4 protein-coding genes are annotated in these 4,878 nt (G+C 31.1%); 3 read left to right on the plus strand and 1 reads right to left on the minus strand.

Annotation, left to right across the window (positions count from 1 at the left end):
- From Q0649_RS20790 to disA, 3 genes are all read left to right on the plus strand, one after another.
- Window positions 1-426: M24 family metallopeptidase (locus tag Q0649_RS20790; RefSeq protein ID WP_298846362.1), on the plus strand; the 426-nt coding region annotated here is incomplete at its 5' end.
- Between the two features lie 354 nt (window positions 427-780).
- Window positions 781-3,222, plus strand: coding sequence for an ATP-dependent Clp protease ATP-binding subunit (locus Q0649_RS20795; protein WP_298846363.1), 2,442 nt, complete (start codon window positions 781-783; stop codon window positions 3,220-3,222).
- Window positions 3,223-3,367: 145 nt separating this feature from the next.
- Window positions 3,368-4,432 carry a DNA integrity scanning diadenylate cyclase DisA gene (gene disA, locus Q0649_RS20800; RefSeq protein ID WP_298846365.1) on the plus strand — a complete coding sequence of 355 codons (1,065 nt, stop codon included), beginning with the start codon at window positions 3,368-3,370 and terminating at the stop codon, window positions 4,430-4,432.
- 37 nt (window positions 4,433-4,469) lie between these two features.
- On the opposite strand, the gene Q0649_RS20805 is transcribed toward disA, so the two are convergent.
- Window positions 4,470-4,871, minus strand: coding sequence for a DUF1573 domain-containing protein (locus Q0649_RS20805; RefSeq protein ID WP_298846366.1), 402 nt, complete (start codon window positions 4,869-4,871; stop codon window positions 4,470-4,472).
- Between the last annotated feature and the right edge of the window lie 7 nt (window positions 4,872-4,878).

Below are 4,878 nucleotides of genomic sequence, written 5' to 3' on the forward strand. Positions count from 1 at the left end.
CCTGTTAATGGGAAATATACAGAAAGACAAAAACAAGTTTATAATGTGGTATTAAAAGCACAAGAAGCAGTAATAGCAATAGCAAAACCTGGTATAATGTTCTCAGTTTTAAATGAAACGGCAAAAGAAGTACTTGCAACTGGATGTATAGAGCTAGGTCTTATTAAGGAACCAGGTGAATTATCTAAATATTATTTCCATGGAGTAAGTCATTATTTAGGATTAGATACGCATGATGTAGGAAACCGCGATATAAAATTGAAGCCAGGGATGATATGTACTAATGAGCCAGGACTTTACATAGAAGATGAGAATATTGGGATTAGAATTGAAGATGATATACTAATCACAAAAAATGGATGTGAAAACCTTTCAAAACAAATAATTAAGACAGTAGATGAAATTGAAGCATTTATGGCAAAGTAAATTTATATAAATGATTAAATGAGAATAACATTGTAGAGTTACTAGGTGAAGTAAAAATTAATATTAGATGTTATGAAGATAAATCTATAATTATTAATTTTTTTGATTATGAAAAGGAAATTTATATGCTATATAAATACATAAAATATATAAATATGAAAATTTCTTAGTTAGCTAGCATATGAAAAAATACAATTTAAAGGATATGCTTAAAACATTTTGGTATAAAATGTTTTAAGCATGTCCTTATTTTATTAAAAAAGTACATAATGCTATTATATCATGAAATAATTAGGAGAAAATTGGGCATAATTAAAATAATAAGAAAATTTATTGCAAGTGAGGTGTTTGAAAATGATGTTTAATAAATTTACAGAAAGAGCACAAAAGGTTTTGGTGTACGCTCAAGAGGAAGCACAACAATTAAAACATGGTTATGTAGGAACAGAGCATATACTGTTGGGAATTCTAAAGGAACAAGATGGTGTATGTAAAAAGTCGTTAAATAATATGAAAATTTCGACGGTAGAGGTAAAAAAATTAGTGATAGAGTATGAAGGTGAAGGCGACGTAGAAATGCGCAGAAATGAGATCCCTCTGACTCCAAGAACAAAACGCTTACTCGAACTAAGTTTAATTGAAGCAAGAAATTTAAATCATAACTATATTAGTCCAGAACATATTTTGCTCGCATTAATTAGAGAATCTGAAGGCGTCGCATATACGATATTAGCTAACTTAGGAGCAGATTTTAACATACTAAAAAATGATATATTAAATAATTGGTGTTCTGAAGGTAATGCTAAGGGAAGTATATCGAAAGAAAAATCTAACAATAGTACTCCGACATTAGATCATTTCGGCAAAGACTTAACTGAAATGGCAAAAGAGGGAAAACTTGACCCTGTTATAGGAAGAGATAATGAAACTCAAAGACTATTAGAAATTTTGTGTAGAAGAATGAAGAATAATCCGTGCCTTATAGGTGAGCCAGGTGTAGGCAAAACCGCTATAGCAGAGGGATTAGCACAAAGAATAGCTTATGGGAGTATCCCTGAAATTTTAAAAGATAAAAGAGTTATTACTTTAGATATATCTTCTATGGTTGCAGGTTCAAAATATAGAGGAGAGTTTGAGGAAAGGCTTAAAAAGGTTATGAAAGAAATACTTATCGCAGGAAATGTTATTATATTTATAGACGAAATTCATACTATAATTGGAGCAGGAGGAGCGGAGGGGGCTATTGATGCATCTAATATATTAAAACCAGCTCTTGCTCGAGGGGAAATACAATGTATAGGGGCAACAACTATAGACGAGTATAGAAAGCACATCGAAAAAGACACAGCACTTGAGAGAAGGTTTCAACCTATTATGGTAGGAGAACCAACTAAACAAGAGGCTGTTGAAATATTAAAAGGATTAAGGGATAAATATGAAGCACACCATAGAGTTAAGATTACTGATGCAGCCATAGAGGCTGCTGTTAGTTTGTCACATAGGTATATAGCTGATAGATTTTTACCTGATAAAGCAATAGATCTTATAGATGAGGCAGGAGCAAAAGTTAGAATTCAAAATTTGACAGCTCCTACAAACCTTAAAAATTTAGAAGATGAAATAGATAAAATTTCTAAAGAAAAACTTGATGCTATATCAGTGCAGGATTTTGAGAAGGCAGCTAAAATAAGAGACACAGAAAAAAACTTAAAGGATAAATTATATAATTCTAAAAATAGTTGGAAAACACAAAACGAAGCAGATGAGTTAATAGTTTCAGAAATTGAAATTGCAAATATTGTATCAAGGTGGATCAATATTCCAATAGAAAAATTAACTCAAAAGGAATCAGAAAGATTATTAAAATTGGAGACAGTATTACACGCGAGAGTGATAGGTCAATATGAAGCAGTTAAATCTATTTCAAGTGCGATAAGGCGTGCAAGGGTAGGATTAAAAGATCCCAAAAGACCTATAGGTTCATTTATATTTTTAGGCCCAACTGGCGTAGGCAAAACAGAATTATCGAAAGCACTAGCTGAGGCTATGTTTGGTGATGAAAATAACATGATAAGAATCGATATGTCAGAATATATGGATAAACATACAGTTTCGAGGCTTATGGGTTCACCACCGGGATATGTTGGATTTGATGAAGGTGGACAACTAACAGAAAAAGTAAGAAGAAACCCATATTCAGTTATTCTTTTCGATGAAATTGAAAAAGCTCATCCAGATGTAGTTAATATTCTATTGCAAATATTAGAAGATGGACGCTTAACTGATGGAAAGGGGAAAACAATAGACTTTAAAAATACAGTAATTATAATGACTTCTAACGTAGGCGCGTCTACTCTTAAAAAACAAAGGGCATTAGGGTTTGACATAAAAGAAAATGCTGTGAGTTCTGAATATGAAAAGATGAAAGAAAATATAATGGAAGAGTTAAAACTTTCATTTAGACCAGAGTTTTTAAATAGAATAGATGACATTATTGTGTTTCATTCATTAGAAGAGGATGATTTATGTAAAATAGTAGAGTTGATGCTTAAGGTCGTTAAGGAACGTCTTGCAGATATTAAAATTAACATTAGTTTTGATGGTGCAACTAAGAAATATTTGGCTAAGTCTGGACTTAATAGTAATTATGGTGCAAGACCATTAAGGAGAGAAATAACTAAAGTTATAGAAGATAAGTTATCTGAAGAAATACTGAGGGGGAATATTAATAAGGGTGATAATATAAGTGTTCTTATGGAAAATGATGAATTGGTTTTTAAGGTTTTACATATTTAATGTTGTTTATATATATTAAAAAGTATATAATCATTATAGAACAATTTTTTGAAAACCACTCTAGAGTGGTTTTTTGATTTATGGAAAGTATAGAATTTATTTTAATATATAACTTTAATTTAATTTAATAAGTTGGGAGAAAAGGATGAGAGAAGAGAAAAGTAAGGAACTTATGAGTATATTGAAAATACTGGCACCTGGTACTTCACTTAGGGAAGGGCTTGATAACATTCTTAGAGCTAAAACTGGTGGACTTATCGTTTTAGGAAATGGCAAGGAGATATTAGATATTGTAGATGGTGGATTTGGAATAAATGCAGACTATAGTCCTGCATATATATATGAGTTAGCAAAGATGGATGGAGCTATAGTAATAAGTAGTGATTTAAAAAAAATACTGTATGCTAACACTCAACTTATGCCTAGTCCTACAATACCAACTTATGAAACTGGAACAAGACATAGGACAGCTCAAAGAATAGCTAAGCAAACGGGATATGTTGTTGTTGCAATATCACAAAGAAGAACTATCATAACTGTTTATAAGGACGATATAAAATACGTGTTAAGAGATAGTAGCATTATACTAGCGAAAGCAAATCAAGCTATTCAAACATTAGAGAAATATGTTTCAGTACTTGAGCGAGTAGTAAGTAATTTAAACCTTTTAGAATTTCAAGATTTAGCTACATTATTTGATGTGATATCGGCAATACAAAGAACAGAGATGGTTATGAGAATAGTTGGAGAAATAGAAAGGCTTATATGTGAGCTAGGAAATGAAGGTAGGCTAATTTCTATGCAACTAAATGAATTAATTAGAAGTGTTGAGGAAGATGGAATACTCTTAATAAGAGATTATTGTCAAAGTGGTATGAATTATACGGAGATGTATAGACAAATAGAAAATATGACTTCAGCTGAACTAGTAGATTTAGATTTCATATCTAAAATTATTGGATATGTAGGGGTTCCTTTAGTTGATACTTTAATTTCTCCAAGGGGATTTAGAATGCTAAATAAAATACCTAGAATACCTGTAAATGTTATTGAAAATTTAGTTAAGCACTTTAGAGAGTTAAAAGCAACAATGGAAGCGTCTTATGAACAACTTGATAGTGTGGAGGGGATTGGCGAAGCAAGAGCTAAAGCTATTAAAACGGGATTAAGAAGGTTAAAAGAACAATTTATGCTAGACAAGCAAATATAGCACAAAATAAGTTCTAACTTATTTTGTGCTATATTTGTTAGCGCATAGTGTATTTACCAAGAGTACTAATTTTATCATACTCTTTTAAAAGAATGTCGTATAAATTCAAGTCTAAAATATTACATAATGAAGTAATATAAAAAAGATTGTTTCCAAGTTCTTTTTCTATAACTTCCCTACAGTTTTCACATAGAGTACCTTGCACAGGATAATGAGAATCGCCAGGGGTATCTAAATCTAAATCTTCTATATCAGGTGGCGTGCACATGTTTTTTTCCTCTAACTTAATACAACCACAATTAGTAACAGATTTTGCGACAGCCCTATTGACTCTAGCTTCTGATTCTTGAAGTTTAGTAATTATATCTAAAACACTTCTATGCCGTAATAAGGATTCATCTACAGAATTTTGAAAATTATCAAATATACAATCTTTCATTAAGTTC

Origin of the sequence: uncultured Clostridium sp., from assembly GCF_937920395.1 — a bacterium.
Taxonomy (GTDB): Bacteria; Bacillota; Clostridia; order Clostridiales; family Clostridiaceae; genus Clostridium_AD.

Bases quoted from the DNA above. Each gene is read 5' to 3' on its own strand.
- Q0649_RS20795 (WP_298846363.1), top strand. From the start codon at position 781: ATGATGTTTAATAAATTTACAGAAAGAGCACAAAAGGTTTTGGTGTAC.
- disA (WP_298846365.1), top strand. From the start codon at position 3,368: ATGAGAGAAGAGAAAAGTAAGGAACTTATGAGTATATTGAAAATACTG.
- Q0649_RS20805 (WP_298846366.1), bottom strand. From the start codon at position 4,871: ATGAAAGATTGTATATTTGATAATTTTCAAAATTCTGTAGATGAATCC.